This is a genomic window from Thermophagus xiamenensis (assembly GCF_900112795.1).
GTDB classification, from domain to species: domain Bacteria; phylum Bacteroidota; class Bacteroidia; order Bacteroidales; family Marinilabiliaceae; genus Thermophagus; species Thermophagus xiamenensis.
In genome coordinates, this window is the sequence record NZ_FONA01000008.1 from 16,254 (window position 1) to 37,500 (window position 21,247).

A 21,247-nucleotide genomic window follows, 5' to 3' on the forward strand; every position below is an offset into this window, starting at 1 on the left:
TAATTTTTGGTCATAACTTTAATTCAATTTTCCAAATCTCAATCAAGATTAATTATTCAACTCATTTTAAGGCACTTGACAAACACATCCAAGAATTGCAACAAAACATATCAGTTACGTTTTTATAAGTTTTTTTAGAATACAAAATACAGGTAATACTATTTATCCGAAAAAGAAACCAAATCAACTTAATCAATAACTTCTATCACCCAACATCAAGAATAGCCATAAATAAAACCAGATAAAGTTATACAAGAGGCATTCCTTCAATTATCAGGAAAGCTGTAACTTTGCACCAAATGGATCATTTTGAAAGTATGAATTTAGCAATAGATCAGGGAAACAGCAGCATTAAACTGGGATTTTTTGACAAGAGCAAACTTATTGCTACTTACAAGCTGATTTTTCCTGACAAAAAAATGTTAAATGAACTTTGCCAGCTTCATGCGCCTCACAAAGTCATTTTATCATCGGTTACCAACAACACCCAACCTCTGGAAGAATTTTTCAGTTTAAAAAACATACCCTTTGTTAAATTAAATTCCACAACCTCATTGCCCTTTAATCATCGGTATTCGACACCTGAAACATTAGGATTAGACCGGGTAGCTGCCATTGCCGGAGCAATAACTTTATATCCCGCCACCAACCTATTGGTGATTGATGCCGGAACAGCCATAACATTTGACTTGGTAGTGAATAACACTTTTATAGGCGGCAACATATCCCCGGGCCTGCAAATGCGCTTCAATGCGCTACACCAACAAACCCAAAAATTACCATTAATAAATAAGGGACCTTCTCCTTTTTGGGGAACTTCAACCCTTGAAGCCATAAGATCGGGAGTGCAATATGGGATAGCTATGGAAATTGATGGCTATATTCACCAGGCATCACAAAAATATCCCGGTCTCAAAACGATAATGACAGGCGGGGATGCAGATTTTTTTGTAACCTACACAAAAAATATCATCTTTGTAAATCCAAATTTAGTATTATACGGTCTCAACAGAATATTAGAATACGATGTGTAAATTTTTTAAATATTACCTTTTTTTCTGGCTGTTGGTGGTCTCCACCGTCGCTGTGGCCCAGAAACGAACTTATTCCCCCTTCTCACGCTATGGTATTGGCGAAATTAATCCATACGGATTTGGGCAAAATACAGGGATGGGCAATGTCGGAATCGGTGTGAGAACCAATGAACATATCAATTATTTAAACCCGGCGGCATATTCGGCTATCGATACCATGTCCTTTTTTTTCGAAACAGGATTAACCACTTTCACCCAAACATTTGATTCGCAAGGGGGGACGGAAAAATACAATGACATAGATTTCAGCTATTTTGCCATGGGATTTTCTATTTCAAGGAATATAAAAGCCTCATTTGGTTTAAGACCCTTCTCTAATGCAGGATATAAATTTGAATCTTCCAACAACATCTCGTTAAGCCGGCGGGCCATTGGAACGGGTAATTTGTCGGCTGCCTACGGCGGATTATCGGTCAGGGCTATACCCCAACTCTCTCTGGGAATGCATGCAACTTACCTTTTTGGAAACCTTCAGCACACCACTTTTATAGAGTTCCTGGATGATAATAACGCTTATAAATACGGCATTCAGAACGAGATACATGCCAACGATTTTGTATATGACTTTGGGGTGCAATATTCACAACAAATCAGTGACGATGAACAAATTACTGCCGGTATTACCTTTAGGCCACAGCAGCAGGTGGGAGGAGATTTTCAAAAAACAGTAGCCAAAGGTTCGGTGTATGCCGAAGATGGGATGCTTTTTACCAGCAGTTATATCATCCCTGAAGTTTCCGACACATCTAACATCACCAGCTTTGAAATGGCCAGTTCGGTGGGTGTGGGTATTTCCTATAACCGGAAAAATCATCTGTTACTTGCCGCCGATTATGTTATTTCCAACTGGGGAGATATTGACTTCCCGGATGACTTGACACAAACTATCAACAGTTCCTTCTTCTCGGCCGGAGCAGAATATATCCCCAATATTCGTTCAAACCGGTATTTGTCGCGCATAAGATATCGGGCTGGAATACACTACGGTACACAATACATTCAGATCAACAACGAGGATATAAATAAATTTGGCATAACTTTTGGACTAGGATTGCCATTAAACAGAACCAAAACATCGGTAAACCTTTCATTCGAATATGGGACATTAAATCCATCCGGTGATCTGGACCTTAAAGAAAAGTATGCCAGGATGACGCTCAATTTCACTTTTCATGAGTTTTGGTTCATTAAAAGAAAATTCGATTAACCCATTCAGAGCATAATCAGTTTATATATTTTTAATATCTTTGCCGATGATTTTTTCAAAAAAAAAACGCGGAAAGTTATTTAGCTTCGGAAAAACCCATTATTTAAAGGGTTCTGGAGACATGAACGCATGAAGAAACAGAGGAAAATAGTTTTCACATCAGTAAGATATAACAGTATAACCCTTTATCCGTTTTAGAAAATTAAACAAGGTCAGAATAAAAACAAATAATAAAACAATCAATTAATAAAATAAATTAGAATTAGAAACATTAACGGCAATTAACAATCAGTTTACGACAAGTTCAATAACCAATAGCATCAGAGGGGATTATAAACTGATTTCGTATCTAATAAAACCTTTTTTCAAATGAAAGCATTTACAATTATAGTATTAGGATTATTACTTTCTCTGTCCCAAACATTTGCCCAAAAAGGGGTGGAAGACGGATCAAAATACGGACATGGTGAGGATAGCATACGATGTCTTAAGAATCTGTCGTTATATACTGAATTAGTTAAACAAAAGTTGTATGATGATGCCTATCCCTATTGGCAAATAGCATTTAACGAATGTCCTCTGTCTACTCGTCGTCTATACACCGATGGGGTAGACATCATGACGCATAAAATTAAAAACGCCAAGGATGATGCCGAAAAGGAAACTTATTTCCAAAAGCTTATGGAGGTATATGATCAGCGAATGAAATATTTTGGAGACCATTCCCGTTACGGCACACCATATATCAAAGCAACAAAAGCAATAGACATTCTTGAATATAAAAAATCGGATCCCGAATACAGAAAGCAGGCATATCAGCTTCTGGCAGATGCTATCGCTAATGATGGTGCCAAATACCAACCGGCAGCATTCGCCCTGTATGTAACCACATCCATTGCATTATGGAAAGATGGTGAAATTAGTGGCGAAGATGTGGTAAACAATTATACCTCTGTCTCATCAGAAATTAACAAGTTGATTGAAGACCCCAAAATGGCCAAATACAAAAACATGTACACCAAATTATCAGGCCAATTGGAAGATGTTTTTGCCGGTAGTGGTGTAGCCAACTGCGAAACATTGGATAAAATTTATTCTCCACAACTGGAAGAGCACAAAGAAGATCTAGACTGGCTTAAAAGAGTCAATCGCCTGTTAACCAATGCTCTTTGCGATGACTTAGAATTATTATTCAAGGTTTCTGAGTACATGTACAATATTGAGCCATCCAGTTCTGCAGCCTTTGGCTTGGCCAGGATGTATCTCAAATCAGGTGAATCTGATAATGCCATAAAATACTATGAAGAGGCCATAAAACTGGAAGAAGATAACGAAAAGAAAGCGGATTACTATTATCAATTAGGTCTTGTACATTTAGCCGGAAAGAACTATGTATCGGCACGCGCCAATGCACTAAAAGCCATTGAAAATAAAGCGAACTGGGGCAAACCCTATATCTTAATTGGGAAAGCCTATGCGGCTTCAGCCAACAGCATTGGAAGCAGTGAATTCGAGCATAAAACAGCCTACTGGGCAGCCGTAGATAAATTTATCAAAGCCAAATCGGTTGATCCCGAATCTGCTGAAGAGGCCAATGAATTGATTAGAACCTATAGCAACCATTTCCCAAAAACCGATGAAATTTTCTTCCAAGGATTGGAAGAGGGTTCTTCCTATACCGTTGGTGGATGGATTGGTGAACGAACAACCGTTAGATCCTCCCGTTAAAAAATGAAAGTAATTTTTTTCGAAAAATACATATCAATAACAGCAGGCAAATTTTTATTATTGCTTGCTGTTATTGCTTTTATTTCATCTTGCCGGTCAAACACCCCTGAAGAGATAAAAGCAGTGGTTGATGAGGGCAATTTTCCTTCGCTTTCGGTCAACGAGCTGGAAAGTGTCATTACAGATTCGGGACGAATAGCCTATCGATTCCGAACTCCGGAAATGAATCAATATAAAAACAGAGTTAAACCCTATACCGAATTTCCCAAAGGCTTACACCTTATCGTTTATAATAAAGATGAAGAAATAGATGCTCAAGTTAAAAGTAACTACGCTATCTATTACGAAAAGGAAAAACTTTGGGAGCTAAAAAACAATGTAGAGGCAGTTAATTTCAAAAACGAAGTCATCAACACCGAACAATTATTCTGGGACACTGAAAAGCACATCATTTATTCCGATGAATTCATTAAAATAACCACCGAAACGGAAATTCTTACCGGTTATGGTTTCGAATCGGATGAAAAACTTGAAAATTACACCATAAAAAACATCAGTGGCATTTTGGCGGTCGAAGAAGAGGAAGGTAATGAACCTGAATAACCTGCTTAAATGATATTAATGAATCGTCTTTAATACCTTTATTCTATAACTTACAGGCTATATTTAAGACTAAAAATCAAGGCAGTAAAAGTTTCTTACACATCACAAAACCAGCAACTACCTATCGCAATAATGTTAATGACAAACCATCATTTCCACAGACAAATCTTTTAGCAGGTCTGCTTATTTTGCTTACAAATTTCCCGGAAAAGACTTCAAATGATACAAGGAATAAGTCAGAAAAAAATTAATTCTTACCGATTCATTCAAAAAATAAACAAACAAGATTGCATAGATTTTATTAATTTGGCGCAACAAAGAAGTTGTCTGCAAAAAGAACAATGGAAAATTTACCTGTAATTATTGTTACCATATTAGTATCCGCTTTTTTTTCCGGCAGCGAAATGGCTTTTCTGTCTGCAAACAAATTGCTTATTGAATTAAACCGGAAAAAGAATCCTTATCTGGCCAAAATTATTGATATATTCCTCCGCAAACCAGGAATGTTTATTACCACCATACTAATCGGCAATAATATTGCCTTAGTAATTTACGGGATATACACCTCCCGCCTGTTTGAGCCGTTTATTGCCAGGTATCTTAGTTCCGACTTTTCCATACTACTCTTTCAAACCCTATTTTCAACGCTCATAATACTTGTAACCGCCGAATTTTTACCTAAAATTATCTTCCGAATCAATCCCATTTTCACACTCAACATTTTTGGTATTCCACTGGCTATTTTTTACGGATTATTCTATCCCATATCTAAAATAACCCATGGGATATCCAACTTTTTAATACGGAAGATCAGCAACCCCGAAAACCACACCAGAACGGAAGACCTGGTCATCGGACGACTAGATTTCGATAATCTTTTAGCCGAACACAATGAGAATGCCCAAAATGATGAGCAAATCCCGCAAGAGGTCAAATTGCTTAAAAATGCCATGGACTTCTCATCACTAAAAGTACGGGAATGTACTGTTCCCCGCACCGACCTCCAGGCAGTAGACATAGAAGACTCTATTGAAACAATTCGACAAAAATTTATAGAAAGCGGGCATTCCAAAATTTTGGTTTACAAAGAAAACATTGACAATATAATAGGATATGTTCATGTATCAGAATTGTTTAAGAACCCCAAAAAACTCAGAAATATAATTAATCCAATCAGTATAGTTCCGGAGACCATGACCGCCAATAAACTTTTGGAACTCTTTACCAAAGAACATCGGAGTATTGCTCTGGTGGTCGACGAATTTGGAGGAACAGCCGGAATTATCACACTGGAAGATATTCTGGAAGAAATTTTCGGCGAAATTAATGATGAACATGATGTCTCAGACCTGGAAGAACAGCAAATAGATGCACATTCATATAAATTTTCGGGACGACTTGAAATTGACTATCTCAACGAAAAATACCAACTGGGTCTGCCAGTAGCGGATGATTATGAAACCTTAGCCGGCATGATTTTAAGCTACAATGAGTCGATCCCCAAAGAAGGAGAAAAAATCCACATTCCTCCCTTTGAGTTTCAAATCCTGGAAGCGAGCAAATCTAAAATTGAAGTAGTTAAACTCATAAAACAGGAAGAATAGCTTAAACATTTATTTGTATCCATTATAAAAATATAACCACCTAATCCGACAAGAAAAGAGATTGTCCTTTTTTTTGTATATTCGTGACCTGATTTTTAAAAACAAAATTAATTTGAATTCGAATGGCAACTTTAGAGAGAATCAGAAGTAAAGGAGGAGTACTTGTAGCCGTCCTAATCGGCCTCGCCTTATTAGCCTTTATATTGACAGACCTTTTAAGTTCAGGAAGTTCCATCTTCAGAAGATCACAAATGATGGTAGCTGAAATAGAAGGGCAGTCAATTTCTATCCAGGAGTTTCAGTCCAGGGTGTCAGAAATGGAAGAATACGCCAAGCTAAACTCTGGTCAATCATCGCTGGACGCGGAAATGATAAACCGCTTAAGAGATCAGGCCTGGAACCAAATGGTCAATGAAATACTTTTAAATGCCAAATATGAAGCGGTTGGCATTAGTGTTTCTCCGGCCGAATTACTGGATATGGTTACAGGGCCTCAGGCACATCCAATGATTCAGCAATTATTCACTAATCCTCAGACCGGCATTTTTGACAAGCAGCAGGTTATTCGTTTTTTAAAGTCGAAACAGTATGACCCCACAGCTAATTTCTACTGGAATTTTGTGGAAGATCAACTTATAAATGAACGATTGTACGAAAAATATTCCACCCTCTTCCAGAAAGGGTTGTATGTTACTAATCAATGGATTAACAGCGAAGCCAAAGCTCGGTCACAATCGGTTGATTTCAATTTCGTAATTAAACGTTTAACCTCGGTACCCGACGATCAAGTTTCTGTTACCGAAAAAGAAATAAAAGCATATTACAACGACCATAAAGAAACCTTTAAACAAACCGCCAGTCGCGATATCGAGTATATTACCTTCGATGTAGAACCAACCGATGAGGATCGGGAAAATACCAGACAAACGGTTCTGGATATGAAAAAAGACTTCAGCTCGCCTGACATTGATCCGGTTCAATTTGTCAAATTCAACTCCGATATTCCTTTCAATTCCAACTATTTTAAACCGGAAGCACTAGAACCCGAAATTCGTGATTTTGTTACTTCTGCTTCCGAAGGAGATGTTTACGGACCTTATTTTGAAAACAATACCTATAAATTAACCCGATTAGTGGATGTTGCTCAATTGCCCGATTCCGTAAGGGCTCGACACATTTTATTACGCAACAATCCCCAAAATCCGGATGAAGCGGAACAACTCGCCGATAGTTTAATGAATCTCTTGAAAAACGGTGCTGACTTCGCTGAGCTGGCACGCCAATATTCTGAAGATCCCGGTTCTGCTATTAACGGTGGCGAATTGGGATGGTTTAGACAAGGACAAATGGTGCAACCATTTAACGATGCCTGCTTTTTCGGGAAAAAAGGAGATATCGTAAAGGTCGAAACCAACTTCGGATGGCACATCATTCATATTATAGATAAGGGAAGAGCTACAACCAAATATCAACTTGCGACTTTAGGACGCGAAGTAACTTACAGCTCAAAAACATATCAGGATGTTTATTCACGAGCAACGCGCTTTGCAGCTCTGAATAACACCGTCGAAAAATTCAATCAAGCCATTGAAGAGCAAAACCTGACAAAAAAGTATGGCCGGAATCTGCAAAAAAATGACCGTTTTGTAGGGAATCTGGAATCACCCCGCGAATTGGTTAAGTGGGCTTTTAAAGCAGACATAGGAGAACTTTCACCTATTTTTGAATTTGGTGATCAATTTGTTATTGCAGTTCTTTCCAATATCACTGAAGAGGGTTACATGCCTCTTGATGCGGTACGAAATAGAATTGAACGACAATTAATGAATGAAAAGAAAAAAGAAATCCTGATAAAACAATTTAAGGAACAAAAAGCTAGTCAAAGTTCCTTAGAAGAAATCGCTAATGCATTAGAAGGTGAATTGCACTCAGCCACAGATGTTACCTTTAATACCTTCCAGGTTACAGGGGCAGGAACCGAACCGGCATTGGTTGGGTTGGCTCTTTACTCGCCTGTTAATGAAATTTCAGAACCGGTAGCTGGGAACAATGGAGTTTACATGGTTGAGGTTACGAATAAAAAAGAAACCGAAGTTGACACAGAGTTAATTAAAAATCAACTTAAAAGCTCTTTATTTCAAAAAATCAGCTATCAATTACTTCCTGAAATTCGTGAAAAAGCAGAAATCATAGATAACCGATCAAATTTTTATTAACATATCAATTAAGGTTAAAACTTTCATAGTATAAAAGAGGCTGTCCAAAAAGGCAGCCTTTTTCCTGTTTTCCGCACTTTTCCGGGACACCTTCGTAACAATCTGTAAGTCAATTGTGATTTTTAAATTTGGGTGTTCCAAAGTTATTTCTTTGTTTGTCGGAAAGAAAAGTAACGCTTCCGGAAGCCTTTCTTTACAAGGAATACAGAAAGTCCGAGGCAAGTATAAAGTAGTAAAAACAATAGGGCATACCACAACACGGCACAAAGTAGAAGAACTTGTCAATTTGGCCAAACAGGAAATGCGTTATGACTCATCTCAATCTTAATACAAAATGCTTATTACCAGATATTTATTTTTACAACTACGTATACTCTTTTCCTTCCATAAGTTTTAAAACGTAATCCAAAATTACGATTTAAGACTGTTTTCTTTAAAACAGATATGCTCCAATTTTGCCATATAATCAATAACCACAAACTATGGAGCAAATCAGAAACATTAAGATTATTGGCGGTATTGATAAATCGGGAAAGCATGAAAATATTAAATGCTTCGATATTGCACAAGGTGAGATTATCGGCATTGTAGGCCCCACCGGAAGCGGGAAAAGTCAGCTAATTGCCGATATAGAGCAATTATCACAAAAGGACAGTTCTACACGCCGCCAGATATTAATTAACGGAGAAATCCCTTCGTCTGAACTGCGTAACAACCCCAGACAAAAATTGGTGGCTCAGCTGTCTCAAAACATGAACTTTCTGGCCGACATGAATGTCAAGGATTTTCTTCTACTGCATGCGCAATGCCGGGGAAAAAGCATGAAAAACATCGATAAAATTATCTACATGGCTAACCAGTTAACCGGTGAACCAATAAAACCCAAAGATAATCTTACCATTTTAAGCGGTGGTCAAACACGTGCCCTGATGGTAGCTGATGTAGCAGTAATTAGTGAATCACCCATTGTGTTGATCGATGAAATCGAAAATGCAGGTATCAAAAAACACGAAGCTCTGGAACTGCTTTCCGGATATAACAAAATCATACTCATTGTCACTCATGACCCGGTCATGGCTCTTAGTGCACAAAAAAGAATAATCATGAAAAACGGGGGAATGACAGCCGTTATTGATGCATCTCCGGAAGAAAAAACAATTTCTTCTCAACTAAGCAAGGTAGATCAAACCATGCTTAAATTAAGAGAAATGATACGGAATGGACAACATATTGAGGAAAAAGACATCAACCAGATATTTCTCAAGCCAACTGTCAATAACAAAATGGCAACATTGATCCATCATTAAATAATCCTATCATATGAAGCTAGTAATTATTGCCGGAACACCAGGTGCAGGTAAAACATCTATATTGATCAACACGATAAAAATACTGAAAGGAACAATCACAAAACCTGCCGTTGTAAAAGTAGACTGTCTTGCCACTGACGATGATAAACGATTTGCTACTTTAAATATACCAGTCCTAACCGGTCTGTCTCGTGATATGTGCCCTGATCATTTCTCAATTTATAATCTGGATGAAATGATAAAATTTGCTGACAAGAACAGTGCCGATACACTAATTATGGAAACAGCCGGTTTATGTCACCGATGTGCACCTTACACAGACAATTGTCTTGGCATTTGTGTCATTGATTCTACAAGTGGGCCTAACAACCCCGGTAAAACAGGGCCCTTCCTGAGTTGTGCCGATATTGTGGTTGTCACAAAAGGCGACATGATTTCGCAAGCCGAACGCGAAATATTCAGGGAAAAAATACTTGAAGCCAATCCTGTATGCAAAATTTTAGATATCAATGGCCTTAATGGACAGGGTGCAGCTGAACTTGCAAAGCACATCATAGCATTCGATAAAAAAGTAACAGACAGAGAAAGGCTCAGACACAATGCGCCTTTCTCTGTCTGTACACTATGTGTTGGCGAACAACGTGTAAGCAAAAAATACCATCGTGGATTACTCAGAAATATGAATGGTTTCCAGAAATATATCGGTGAATAGCAAACCAAAAAAGTAATACAAATACTTATGCAAAAAAAAATATCAGCTCTTTTGCCCGGGTTTAACTGTGGAAAGTGCGGATGCAGCCAATGTGAAGATTTTGCCTTATCTTTAATCAACGGAAAAAAAGAACTACGCACTTGTCCCGTACTAACGCGTCCGGGGTTCGCAGCCAATAAAACCTCCATTGAGAAACTCATTCAAAAACAAATTCAAAATAACAACCATAATATCATTGCCGGGGTTATTGATAATTACAAGGCAGACATTTTCCTTAAACCTCTTAAAAACGAAAAAAGCTGTCGGGAAACCCTTTTACCCTTTTGCACAATCGAACTGAAAGCAGGAGATATCATAAAATATCGCCCGTTGGGTTGCCCGATAACACACATCGCCAAAATAATTGATATCCAACACTCCCTCATCACAGTGGCAATTAAAGGCCCGGATAATGATCGAAATTTCGAAAACAATGCAGTTATAGATGTTGGCATTTGTATGGTACTTGCATTTCAGGGCAGATACGAAGGTAAAACATTAAAAGTTGGCGAAACTATACGTTTTCTTCCACATCATTGCATGATGCAAAAAGTTCATAGTGGTGTAGTTGTCCAACTAGAAAAAGAAAAGGTAAGAATTGAAATTATCGATCTGAAAGTATGGGGAATGCCGGATACAAATTCCGACAACCCTTACATATCATATAAATAAGTTTTTTCACGTAAGGTAAAATTAGGTGAAAAGCCTGTTTTTTAGAACTTCAGACAGACCCACTTTTGCTGAAAATAAAAAAGTTGAAATATGACTAAATTATTTTCAGCAATCCGGTTTTCTTTGTTCCTGATATGCTTTGCTTTTCCTTTTAATAAAGCATTTGCTCAGATAAGTGTAGCTGCCCACTATCGTCCACGCTTCGAAATTCGCACCGGTAATCGTGAATTGATTTCTAAAGATACCGAACCTTCGCTTATTGCATCTCAACGCATGCGGATGTCGTTAACCTGCGGGAAAGAATTCCTGAAACTCACCTTTTCACCCCAGGATGTGAGAGTCTGGGGCGATGAAAATCTGACCGGTTCTACCATATAAATTGGTAAAACCCTATCGTTATTGAGTCAAAAGCCGCTTGACAGTATCTGAAATATCTTTTCCATCGGCTTTACCTGCCAATTTTTTGGTAGCGGCACCCATAACCTTTCCCATATCTTTCATTGATTCAGCACCTACCTCTTCAATAATTTTTTTCAGTTCTTCCTCCAGCGCTTCTGGACTTAGTTGTTCCGGAAGGAATTGGGCAATTATTTCAGCTTCGGCCATCTCATTATCATAGAGGTCGGCTCTTCCCTGTGCCGAGTAGATATTGGCCGAATCTTTTCGTTGTTTCACCATTCGTTGTAAAATCTTAATTTCCTCTTCTTCAGAAATTTCTCCTCCCGAATTGGCAGCTGTACGTGCTTCGAGCAATTCTTTCTTAATACTCCTTAAAGCTTCTAATTTAAGCTTATTCTTCGCCTTCATGGCGTTTTTAATTTCCTCAGAAATTTTATCAATCAAGCTCATATATAAAAAATCGTTAGTTAAACATTTTTTACCGGCAAATTGGGTTAATCCACATTATCATGCAAATAAGGGTTATTATCGCTAATTCGAGGATTTCCTTTGCCACCCGAAAGAGTAAAACGGGAAACCTTCCGGTCAGGATTTTTACTTCCTTTTCCTTTTTGACGGGCACTGTTATCATCAATCGATACATTCCGTCGTTTATAGGCCGGAATATTTTCCATCTCATCAATAAGTTTTTCATCATTCAACTCTTCAGGGGTTAACGCAGCAGCCGAACCATATTGAAACAGTGGCTCAACATTATTTTTATTGGTATCTAAAGCCCAGGAAAAAAGGTCGTCGGAATCGGTGGCATCAACCTTATTGGAAGAGTTGGTATTTTCGCCATATAACTGCTCTATCTGACGTTCTTTATCATTGTCAATATCATCGAAATTAAACACTCTGGCATTTTCATCTTCAGAGGGTTCTTCAGCCACAGCCTGTTCGGGCTCATCACTAACATTCCCGTTTTCATCCATAGTAAACCGAGTCACCTTTTTTTGAGCCACTTTCGGCTGTTTATTGATAATATGACTTGAAGCAAAACCGGTAGCGATAATGGTAACTCCCACTTCATCATTCAGACGCTCATCGGTCCCCGACCCCCAGATAATGGAAGCCGAATCACCCACACGATCCTGTAGATAATCGGTAATAATACCAACCTCATCCATCGTTATTTCATCGGTACCGGAAGTAATATTTAGTAAAATATTCTTTGCACCTCTAATATCATTATTATTGAGCAATGGTGATTCCAGGGCGGCCTGAATGGCATCGATGGCCCGATCTTCACCTCCGGCACTGGCAGATCCCATCAGAGCGACCCCACTATTTTTCATCACCGTTTCCACATCGGCAAAGTCAACATTGATATACCCATGCACAGTTATTATTTCGGCAATGCCCTTGGCAGCAGTAGCCAAAACATTATCGGCGCGCGAAAAAGCATTACTCAACTTTAAATCGCCGTACATCTCACGGAGCTTCTCATTATTAATTATCAATAGAGAGTCAACATGTTTTTCCATTTCGGCAATGCCGTTAAGCGCCTGTTCAATTCGAACCCATCCCTCAAACTTAAATGGTATGGTAACAATACCAACAGTCAGGATTCCCATTTCTTTGGCGGCTTTGGCAATTTCAGGGGCGGCACCGGTTCCGGTACCTCCACCCATTCCGGCAGTAATAAAAACCATCTTGGTGTTATCTTCCAACACTTTATTTACCGATTCAAGGCTTTCAATGGCTGCCTCTCGTCCTTTCAGAGGTTTATTGCCGGCTCCGCGACCTTCGGTCAGGGATGCGCCCAATTGTATTTTAAGCGGCACAGGACTATTGGCCAGGGCCTGCGCATCGGTATTACAAACCACAAAGGTCACATCCTTAATACCCAAACCATACATGTAGTTTACCGCATTACTTCCACCACCACCAACACCTACTACTTTGATTATAGATTCGGGATTATCAGGTATATCAAAATTCATCAGATCATCAATCATAGTTACCTCCTTTTTATTGGAGCAGGATTACATTTCGGTATCTCGTTCGTCAAAGATACTGGCAAAATTGCGTTGAATCTTTTCGAAGAGGTCACCTGTAAACTCCGTTTTTTTCGATTTTTTGGATTTCTTAGATTTATTTCCGGATGATTTTTTCTTTTTTCCTGTGGTCTCTTCGGGTGGCATATCTTCAAAAAGCACCTGTTCTCGAGTAACGATAGTGCTACCGGGATATTTACCAGCCGACATCATTAAACCAATCGCTGTAACAAGCGATGGGTCGTTAAGCGCATCCTTTTCTTCGGTAGAAAAAGCTCTGGATGAATTACCAATTCTTACATCCAAACCGGTTTTCAGCTTTGTAAGCTCCGATAAATGATTAAGTCTAGCCCCACCGCCTGTCAACACAATACCGGCGCCCAGTTTATCATAAAAGCCCGAACGTTCCATATGATGAATAATAAGCTCAATAATCTCTTCCATTCTGGCCTGGATGATACATGCCAGGCTTTTAAAGGAAATTTCCTTTGGCTCCCAGCCGGGAATTCCGGGTATGGTTACCAAAGCATCTTCCCGTGCCAGAGTTCCCAAAGCTGAGCCAAAACGTGTTTTTAAGGCCTCAGCCTGTTTATACAAAATGGCACATCCTTCTTTTATATCACTCGTTATTACATTACCACCGAAGGGTATGACCGCTGTATAGCGCAATATCCCATCATGAAACAAGGCAAGGTCTGTAGTACCCCCTCCTATATCAACCATAACAACACCGGCTTCTTTCTCCTCATCAGACAATACGGAGTCAGAAGATGCAAGGGAGGACAATATTAACCCATTAAGTCGAAGACCCGCCCTTTCAATACATTTTTCCAGATTTTTAATCGTAGTACTTCTACCAATTACCACATGAAAGTTTCCTTCAATTTTTTGTCCCGAATATCCCTCCGGCGATTTTTTGATACCACTCTCATGATCTACAATATAATCCTGAGGAATAACATGTAGAATCTTTTCATCCGGTTCAAGAACAATACGATAACTATCTTGTAAAAGCTGTTCCACATCAAAAGTACTGATAACGCTTCCTCCCTTAATAAACCTGTAGGAACGGTTTCCCATGGTCCGAATATGTTGACCCGTAATACTTGCATACACCTCGCTCAGTTTAATACCAAGCCTATCTTCGAGGGCTAACACCGCTTGCTGTATGGACCTGGCCGTCTCCTCAATATTCAACACCGCGCCCCTTTTGACTCCTGTGCAGGGCACTTTTTCAATTCCCAACACTTCCAGCAATCCGCTAGGATGCTTGCGGCCAACCACCGCAACTACTTTTGTAGAGCCTATATCGATGGCTGAGATTAAATTTAATTCCTGACTCATATATTTCTGTTTTTCGAGCAAAGTATTTGTCCTTTATATTTCAAATTAATCACATGATATTCGTTCCATTCTCTGGGCGATAGGCCATATTTATACAGTGCCTTCAGATTCCTTAGCTTTTCATCAATTCTTTCGGGTGGTCCGAAAAGAATAAGATGGTCACCAACACGGGGAACCAACACATAATCTCCGTTTTTCTTTATATAAACCTGCTCAATTTGGGCTAACCAAAACGAATCTTCCCTAAAACGACGTGCAAGATATATTAAATGGTCCATTTGTCCCTCTAGATTCCCGCTTACAACCATAACCCTTGCTGCGTAATGGTCGAATAGCGGCATCTCATTACCATCTTCATCAATATAGTAAGAACGATCATTCTCGAAAACCCTGAAAAGCGGATTGTGCTGAAGCAGGTCTATTTTAAGCTTACCTTCTATGGTATTGTAAACTTCGCAATTAGCAACTGCAGGGTGTTTCTCAACAAATGCCTCTATCTTGTTCAGTTTTAACTCATTAATGGGCACACCCAAAACCTGGTCAAATTTGGCAATAATGGCATTCTTAATTTCATTGGTCCGAACAAACCGATATTTTAAACTATCAAGAATATTAACCTCCACTTCGGAACAAACCACCTTATTTTGATGGTTCTCAACAAACCCCAACATCACAGGGAAATAAAGAACCAACAAACCCCAAAGTAAACTATTTTTTATCTGCCTCAATAGCATATTAATAATCAAATTTCCGTTCTAAGTCAAAAATCAAACAAAATTTACAATCTTTGTTTGGTTTTGCAATAGTTATGACCCCATTCACAAATATCGGGCACCAACCTGTCGATGTCGCCAGCACCCATTGTTATTAGCACTTCAGGTTGCAAATGATTCAAAAAAGGTATCAGCTCCTCTTTTTGCATCACTCTACATTTATCACCCTTAATAAAATGAGCTATCGTCTCGCTCGAAATATCGGGAATTGGCTCTTCCCGCGCCGGATAAATGGGTAATAAAACAATATGATCTAACCCTTCGTCTAAAGCTTTGGCAAATTCTCCCGCAAAATCACGCGTTCGTGAATAAAGATGTGGCTGAAAAACACCCGTAACTTTTCTCCCCTTCCACAAAGAATGAACACTATTCAATGTGGCCCTAATCTCCTGAGGATGGTGGGCGTAATCATCGATATAAACCAATCGGTCATCATTAATAAAAACCTCAAATCGACGAGCAATACCTTTAAATTGCGGCAAGGCTTTTACTAACTCCTCGTATCGAGCACCACACATCATCGCCAGCGATAAGGCGGCAACGGCATTCTCCACATTTACCATTCCCGGTATTCCCATTTTAAATCCTTTAAACAGGCCATCCGGCGTACGCAAATCAAAACAATAGAAGCCGTTGTATTCTTGCACATTAACAGCAGCAAAGTCCGACTCCCCGGCAATGGAATAAGAAAACATTTTTACACCGGTATCGATATCCTTCGGCAAGGGGAGACCCGATTTTACCAGCAATTTTCCTCCCGGTTTTATTCGATTAGCAAATCCGGCAAACCCCTTACGCATCTCGGCTGCGGTTCCGTATACATCTAAATGATCGGCATCCATGGATGAAATAAGCCCAATTGAAGGACTAAGCTGCCAAAAAGAACGATCAAACTCATCGGCTTCCACAACCACTACTGGCGATTCAATATTTCCAAGAAAATTGGTATCAAAATTTTTGGCTATTCCACCCAAAAAAGCATTTACACCAACATGGCTATGATAAAGTAAAAAGGCTGTAAGCGTCGAGATGGTCGTCTTACCATGCGTCCCGGCTACACAAACGGAATACATATCTTCGGTAATCATACCCAAAACCTTTGACCGCTTCAACACTTCAAAACCATCATTTTGAAACCACTGAAGCTGAGGATGATATTCCGGAACGGCCGGGGTATAAACCACCAGTGTGCCGGTAGGATTTTTAAACTCGTCTGGAATAGCTTCAACACGCTCATCCAGGGTTACTTTAATTCCTTCACTTGTTAACGCCCTGGTAATTCGACTTTCAACCCGGTCATATCCGGCAACCGAATGTCCGGTAGTATTAAAGAACCGCGCCAAAGCACTCATTCCAATACCGCCAATCCCAATAAAATAGACACTATGATATGTTTCAAACAACCTCATTTCATTCGTATATAATTTATTTAACTCATTGGCCGAATGGAACTCGCATGACCTAAAGTTTATACATGCTCTTATTGTGACAAATTTTCTTGGTCATGCTCGTTTTATCCGTATAAAATTCACTTACTTCATTGATATATTGTTTCTTAAAATTAGTCATTAGTGGTTAGTCATTAGAAAATCAAGACTAAGGACTAATTAACTAATCACTAATGACTTCTTCTGCCTTCTGCCTGTGCACTTCTGCCTTGGGCTTTTTATACATGTCCTTTTGTGGCAAAAGTCGCCATGCTCGTTTCATTCTAATTTATTTAATCGATTTGGTCAATTAAACCGTGATTTATTTCAATAGTATACCGACCATTTCACCAAAGTCATCATGGTCGTTTCATTTTTTATTTAATTCCACAATTTTTTCTACCTCAGCAGCTATTTTATCTGCCGCATCAGGAAAGGCAAACTGTTTAATTCTTTCTTCCAATTGTTTTCTTCTGTTTTCATCATCCAATAAAGAGAGTGCCTCGGTGACCAACCGTTCTGAGGTCTCTTTATCGGGCACCAGTAAAGCAGCACCCTCTTTAACCAGCGACATGGCATTTTTGGTCTGATGGTCCTCCGCAACATTGGGTGATGGTACCAGTATGGATGCTTTCCCTAACAAAGAGAGTTCACTGATGGAACCTGCTCCTGCCCGTGATATAACAACATCGGCAGCAGAAAAGGCCAATTCCATGTTTGAAATAAAAGGCTCAAGTTTAATATTTTGAGCATTGTATTTTTGTAATTGCCGATTTAAATCATCATAATAATATTTTCCGCATTGCCAAAGTACCTGTACATCCTGAACTTTTATTAATTCATCCAGTTTTGCCAAAACACCTTGATTGATGCTTGCCGCACCCAACGAACCTCCAATAACCAAAATAGTTTTTTTCTGAGCATCGAGTCCTAACCGTTCAAAAGCCTCATCTCTATTAACCGGCATCAACAGCCGCTCTCTCACCGGATTACCCGTCATTACCAACCGGTCTGCCGGAAAAAATCGTTCCATTTCCGGATAAGCCACACAAATACATTTGGCTTTGGTTGCCAAAATCTTATTGGTAATACCCGGATAGCTGTTCTGCTCTTGTATAAGAGTTGGAACGCCCAGGGCTGCCGCAGCTCTTAATACCGGGCCACTGGCATAACCACCCACGCCCACCGCTACATGAGGCTTAAAGGAACGAACAATCTTTCTGGCTCTAATTATACTTACTGCCAATTTATAAAAGAAGGTAACATTTTTGAAGGTTAAACGACGTTGAAAACCTGCCACCGGCAATCCCTCAATACGATAGCCGGTTTCGGGAACCTTTTCCATCTCCATACGTCCCAATGCTCCAACAAACAATATTTCAGCCAAAGGATTCCGTTTCTTTATAGCATCTGCAATAGCAATGGCAGGAAACACATGGCCTCCTGTTCCGCCTCCACTTATAATTATTTTAAGTTGTTGATTCATCTAATTCTTTATCAAAAAATTGAGTTAACACAAAAATTTCTCTCAATCAAAAATAGCATTATTGCCCTTGGGTAACTTCCGATTGGTTAATCTGAGTCTTTTTCCCCTGCTCCTGATAATGCCTGCTAACGCTTAATATAGCCCCCAACGCCAAACAGGAAAAAAGTATAGAGGTTCCTCCCATACTCACCAACGGCAAAGGCTGTCCGGTAACGGGGAATATGCCCACGGCAACACCCATATTTACAAAAGCTTGAATCACCAGCATCAGCCCCAACCCTAAAACCATGAAAGCCGGGAAAGTACGGTTGCTTTTTCTGACCAGCACCCCAATCCTCCCTAAAAGGAAAAAATAGGCACCGAGAACCAAGGCAGCTCCAAAAAAACCAAACTCTTCTGCAATAATTGCATAAATAAAATCGCTATAGGGATGTGGTAAAAAGTTTCGTTGATCGCTGTTGCCAGGACCTTTACCCAAAATCCCTCCTGTAGCAATGGCTATTTTCGATTGTGTGACCTGGTAATTATCTCCAAACTCTTTATTTCCTTCTTCTTTATCCAAAAAATTTTCGACACGAGTGGCCCATGTCTCGGCTCTATCAATAAGCACTATACCATTCATCGCCAAAATCAAAACCAAGGACACCACCGTTAAACCCGCCAAGCCGGTTAAAAAAAGATATTTAAAAGGCACTCTGCCCAAAAACATCATGAGCATCACAACGCCTCCCAATAACAGTGAGGTTGAAAGATTTTCCGGGAAAATCAATAGGCATACAATGCCGGTATGAATCATTATGGGCCAGAAAGCACCATAAGTTGGCTCATTCTCCTGTTGATGCTGCGCCAAAACCCGTGCTACATAAACTATAAGGGCAAGTTTTGCCATTTCAGACGGCTGGAAACTTAATCCAATACCGGGCACTTTAAGCCAGCGGCTCGCTTCATTCAAATTCTGACCCACAAAAAAGGTTATAATCAACATTAATATAGAAAGATACAAAGCTGGCAGACTAAAAATAACAAAATATTTGTAGGGAATTCGATGCACCACCACAATCAGGGCAATGCCTATCAACAAAAAAGACAGTTGTTTAAACATAAAATAAGTAGTATTGCCTCCCTGGGTTTGATAGGCCAGACTCCCTGTAGCGCTATATACCGTTAACAGCGACACAAAAGACAGGAATATAATGATAACCCAGATATTCTGGTCTCCCTTAATATTTTTTCGGACGAAACTACTCATATTGGTTCTTCAGTTTATAAACTTCCTCTTTAAAGAGTTTACCCCGATGTTCGTAGTTTTTAAATAAATCAAAACTGGCACATGCAGGCGATAATAAAACCACATCTCCTGGCTTACTCTGTTTTTGGGCTACACTAACCGCATCGGCCATGGAACGGGTTTCAACTATTTCGGGAATTTTCCCGGTAAATGCCGATATTAGCTTACGGTTATCAACGCCGAGACAAATTAATGTTTTAACCTTCTGCCCGGCTAAATCCTCCAATAAGGTGTAATCATTACCTTTGTCGGTTCCTCCGGCAATCCACACAACCGGTTTATCCATGCTCTCTAACGCATACCATACCGAATCGACATTTGTAGCTTTACTGTCATTAATGTAAAGGACCCCGTTAACCTCATCAACACTCTCCAGCCGATGTTCTACCCCATCAAAATCTTTTAATCCTTCAATTACTGCTTGAATAGGCGTGTCTACGCTAAGCGCGGCTAAAGAGGCTGCCATTCCGTTACAAATGTTATGTTTTCCCGATAAGGCAAGTTGGTTCAAAGGAAATGTAACCCGATTTTCGAGTGTTTTTATCACCATTTGTTCATACTCCACACACGCTCCCTGGCCATAAACATCACTTAAAGCAAAAGGATATCTAATGCCCGGATATTGCATATCACCCATACGTTTCATGATTTCCTGGTCATGTGCATTATAAATAAACACACTCTGTTTATCATGATTATTCAATATTCTGAATTTGGCATCCACATACTTTTCGAACCGATAATCGTATCGGTCCAAATGGTCGGGTGAAAGATTGGTAATTACCGCTACATCGCACTTAAAATCGTACATATCCTCCAGCTGAAAACTGCTCAGTTCCAAAACAAATAATTCCGGATCGGAAGAAATGAGATGGCGAGCCAAGCTGGTTCCTATATTTCCGGCTAGCCGAACATCTTTCCCTCCTTTTTTTATCATATGATAAGTCCATGTTGCCGTAGTGGTTTTTCCATTACTGCCTGTAATACCAATCATCTTAGCTTTTGAAAAACGCCCGGCAAATTCTATTTCCGAAATAATTGGTATTCCTTTCTGTCTGATTTTTTTTATCAAAGGGGCATGTTCCGGTATGCCGGGGCTTTTTACAACCTCCAGGGCATTTAATATTCGTTTTTCGGAATGCTTACCACTTTCGAATTCAACACCTGCCTTTTTCAGCTCGTCACAGTAACCGGACTTGATGGTCCCACAATCGGATAAAAAAACCTTTATTCCTTTGGCCTTTGCCAAAAGAGCAGCTCCGGTTCCGCTTTCGCCACCTCCTAATACTACGAGCTCGTCTCCCAT

The 21,247-nt window shown here is 39.5% G+C and carries 18 protein-coding genes; 10 read left to right on the forward strand and 8 right to left on the reverse strand.

Annotated features, from left to right (window positions below; all coding sequences use genetic code 11):
• Positions 1–299: 299 nt before the first annotated feature.
• The 10 genes from BM130_RS05995 to BM130_RS06040 all read left to right on the forward strand — a co-directional run bounded on the left by BM130_RS05995 (position 300) and on the right by BM130_RS06040 (position 11,563).
• Positions 300–1,034: a type III pantothenate kinase gene (locus BM130_RS05995; RefSeq protein WP_010528338.1), complete on the forward strand. Its 735-nt coding sequence runs from the start codon at positions 300–302 to the stop codon at positions 1,032–1,034.
• Positions 1,027–2,301: a BamG family beta-barrel-assembly machinery protein gene (bamG, locus tag BM130_RS06000; RefSeq protein WP_010528339.1), complete on the forward strand. Its 1,275-nt coding sequence runs from the start codon at positions 1,027–1,029 to the stop codon at positions 2,299–2,301. The genes BM130_RS05995 and bamG overlap by 8 nt, the downstream gene beginning before the upstream one ends.
• A gap of 369 nt (positions 2,302–2,670) precedes the next feature.
• A complete protein-coding gene (locus tag BM130_RS06005) occupies positions 2,671–4,029 on the forward strand; it encodes a tetratricopeptide repeat protein (protein WP_010528340.1) in 1,359 nt (452 codons plus the stop codon).
• 3 nt (positions 4,030–4,032) lie between these two features.
• On the forward strand, positions 4,033–4,632 hold the full coding sequence (lptC, locus tag BM130_RS06010; protein WP_010528341.1) for an LPS export ABC transporter periplasmic protein LptC: 600 nt from the start codon (positions 4,033–4,035) through the stop codon (positions 4,630–4,632).
• 341 nt (positions 4,633–4,973) lie between these two features.
• Positions 4,974–6,236 carry a hemolysin family protein gene (locus BM130_RS06015; protein ID WP_010528342.1) on the forward strand — a complete coding sequence of 421 codons (1,263 nt, stop codon included), beginning with the start codon at positions 4,974–4,976 and terminating at the stop codon, positions 6,234–6,236.
• A 122-nt stretch (positions 6,237–6,358) separates the two neighbouring features.
• Positions 6,359–8,452: a peptidylprolyl isomerase gene (locus BM130_RS06020; RefSeq protein ID WP_010528343.1), complete on the forward strand. Its 2,094-nt coding sequence runs from the start codon at positions 6,359–6,361 to the stop codon at positions 8,450–8,452.
• Between the two features lie 482 nt (positions 8,453–8,934).
• On the forward strand, positions 8,935–9,759 hold the full coding sequence (locus BM130_RS06025) for an ATP-binding cassette domain-containing protein (RefSeq protein WP_010528345.1): 825 nt from the start codon (positions 8,935–8,937) through the stop codon (positions 9,757–9,759).
• 13 nt (positions 9,760–9,772) lie between these two features.
• Positions 9,773–10,474, forward strand: coding sequence for a GTP-binding protein (locus BM130_RS06030; RefSeq protein ID WP_010528346.1), 702 nt, complete (start codon positions 9,773–9,775; stop codon positions 10,472–10,474).
• A gap of 27 nt (positions 10,475–10,501) precedes the next feature.
• Positions 10,502–11,185, forward strand: a complete 684-nt coding sequence (locus BM130_RS06035; RefSeq protein WP_010528347.1) for a (Fe-S)-binding protein — start codon at positions 10,502–10,504, stop codon at positions 11,183–11,185.
• Between the two features lie 90 nt (positions 11,186–11,275).
• Complete coding sequence (locus tag BM130_RS06040; RefSeq protein ID WP_010528348.1) at positions 11,276–11,563, forward strand: hypothetical protein; 288 nt, start codon at positions 11,276–11,278, stop codon at positions 11,561–11,563.
• Positions 11,564–11,581: 18 nt separating this feature from the next.
• Here the strand turns inward: BM130_RS06040 and BM130_RS06045 are convergent, their stop codons facing one another.
• From BM130_RS06045 to murD, 8 genes are all read right to left on the reverse strand, one after another.
• The gene (locus tag BM130_RS06045) at positions 11,582–12,034 is read right to left on the reverse strand and encodes a GatB/YqeY domain-containing protein (protein ID WP_010528349.1); all 453 of its coding nucleotides are present in this window, start codon (positions 12,032–12,034) and stop codon (positions 11,582–11,584) included.
• Positions 12,035–12,078: 44 nt separating this feature from the next.
• Positions 12,079–13,584, reverse strand: a complete 1,506-nt coding sequence (ftsZ, locus tag BM130_RS06050) for a cell division protein FtsZ (protein ID WP_010528350.1) — start codon at positions 13,582–13,584, stop codon at positions 12,079–12,081.
• A gap of 27 nt (positions 13,585–13,611) precedes the next feature.
• A complete protein-coding gene (gene ftsA, locus BM130_RS06055; protein ID WP_010528351.1) occupies positions 13,612–14,967 on the reverse strand; it encodes a cell division protein FtsA in 1,356 nt (451 codons plus the stop codon).
• Positions 14,964–15,701 carry a cell division protein FtsQ/DivIB gene (locus BM130_RS06060; RefSeq protein WP_010528352.1) on the reverse strand — a complete coding sequence of 246 codons (738 nt, stop codon included), beginning with the start codon at positions 15,699–15,701 and terminating at the stop codon, positions 14,964–14,966. The genes ftsA and BM130_RS06060 overlap by 4 nt, the downstream gene beginning before the upstream one ends.
• A 44-nt stretch (positions 15,702–15,745) precedes the next feature.
• The gene (murC, locus tag BM130_RS06065) at positions 15,746–17,149 is read right to left on the reverse strand and encodes a UDP-N-acetylmuramate--L-alanine ligase (protein ID WP_010528353.1); all 1,404 of its coding nucleotides are present in this window, start codon (positions 17,147–17,149) and stop codon (positions 15,746–15,748) included.
• 388 nt (positions 17,150–17,537) lie between these two features.
• Positions 17,538–18,653 carry an undecaprenyldiphospho-muramoylpentapeptide beta-N-acetylglucosaminyltransferase gene (gene murG / locus BM130_RS06070; RefSeq protein ID WP_010528354.1) on the reverse strand — a complete coding sequence of 372 codons (1,116 nt, stop codon included), beginning with the start codon at positions 18,651–18,653 and terminating at the stop codon, positions 17,538–17,540.
• 58 nt (positions 18,654–18,711) lie between these two features.
• Positions 18,712–19,902, reverse strand: a complete 1,191-nt coding sequence (locus tag BM130_RS06075; protein WP_010528355.1) for an FtsW/RodA/SpoVE family cell cycle protein — start codon at positions 19,900–19,902, stop codon at positions 18,712–18,714.
• Complete coding sequence (gene murD / locus BM130_RS06080) at positions 19,895–21,247, reverse strand: UDP-N-acetylmuramoyl-L-alanine--D-glutamate ligase (protein ID WP_010528356.1); 1,353 nt, start codon at positions 21,245–21,247, stop codon at positions 19,895–19,897. Before murD ends, BM130_RS06075 begins: the two co-directional genes overlap by 8 nt.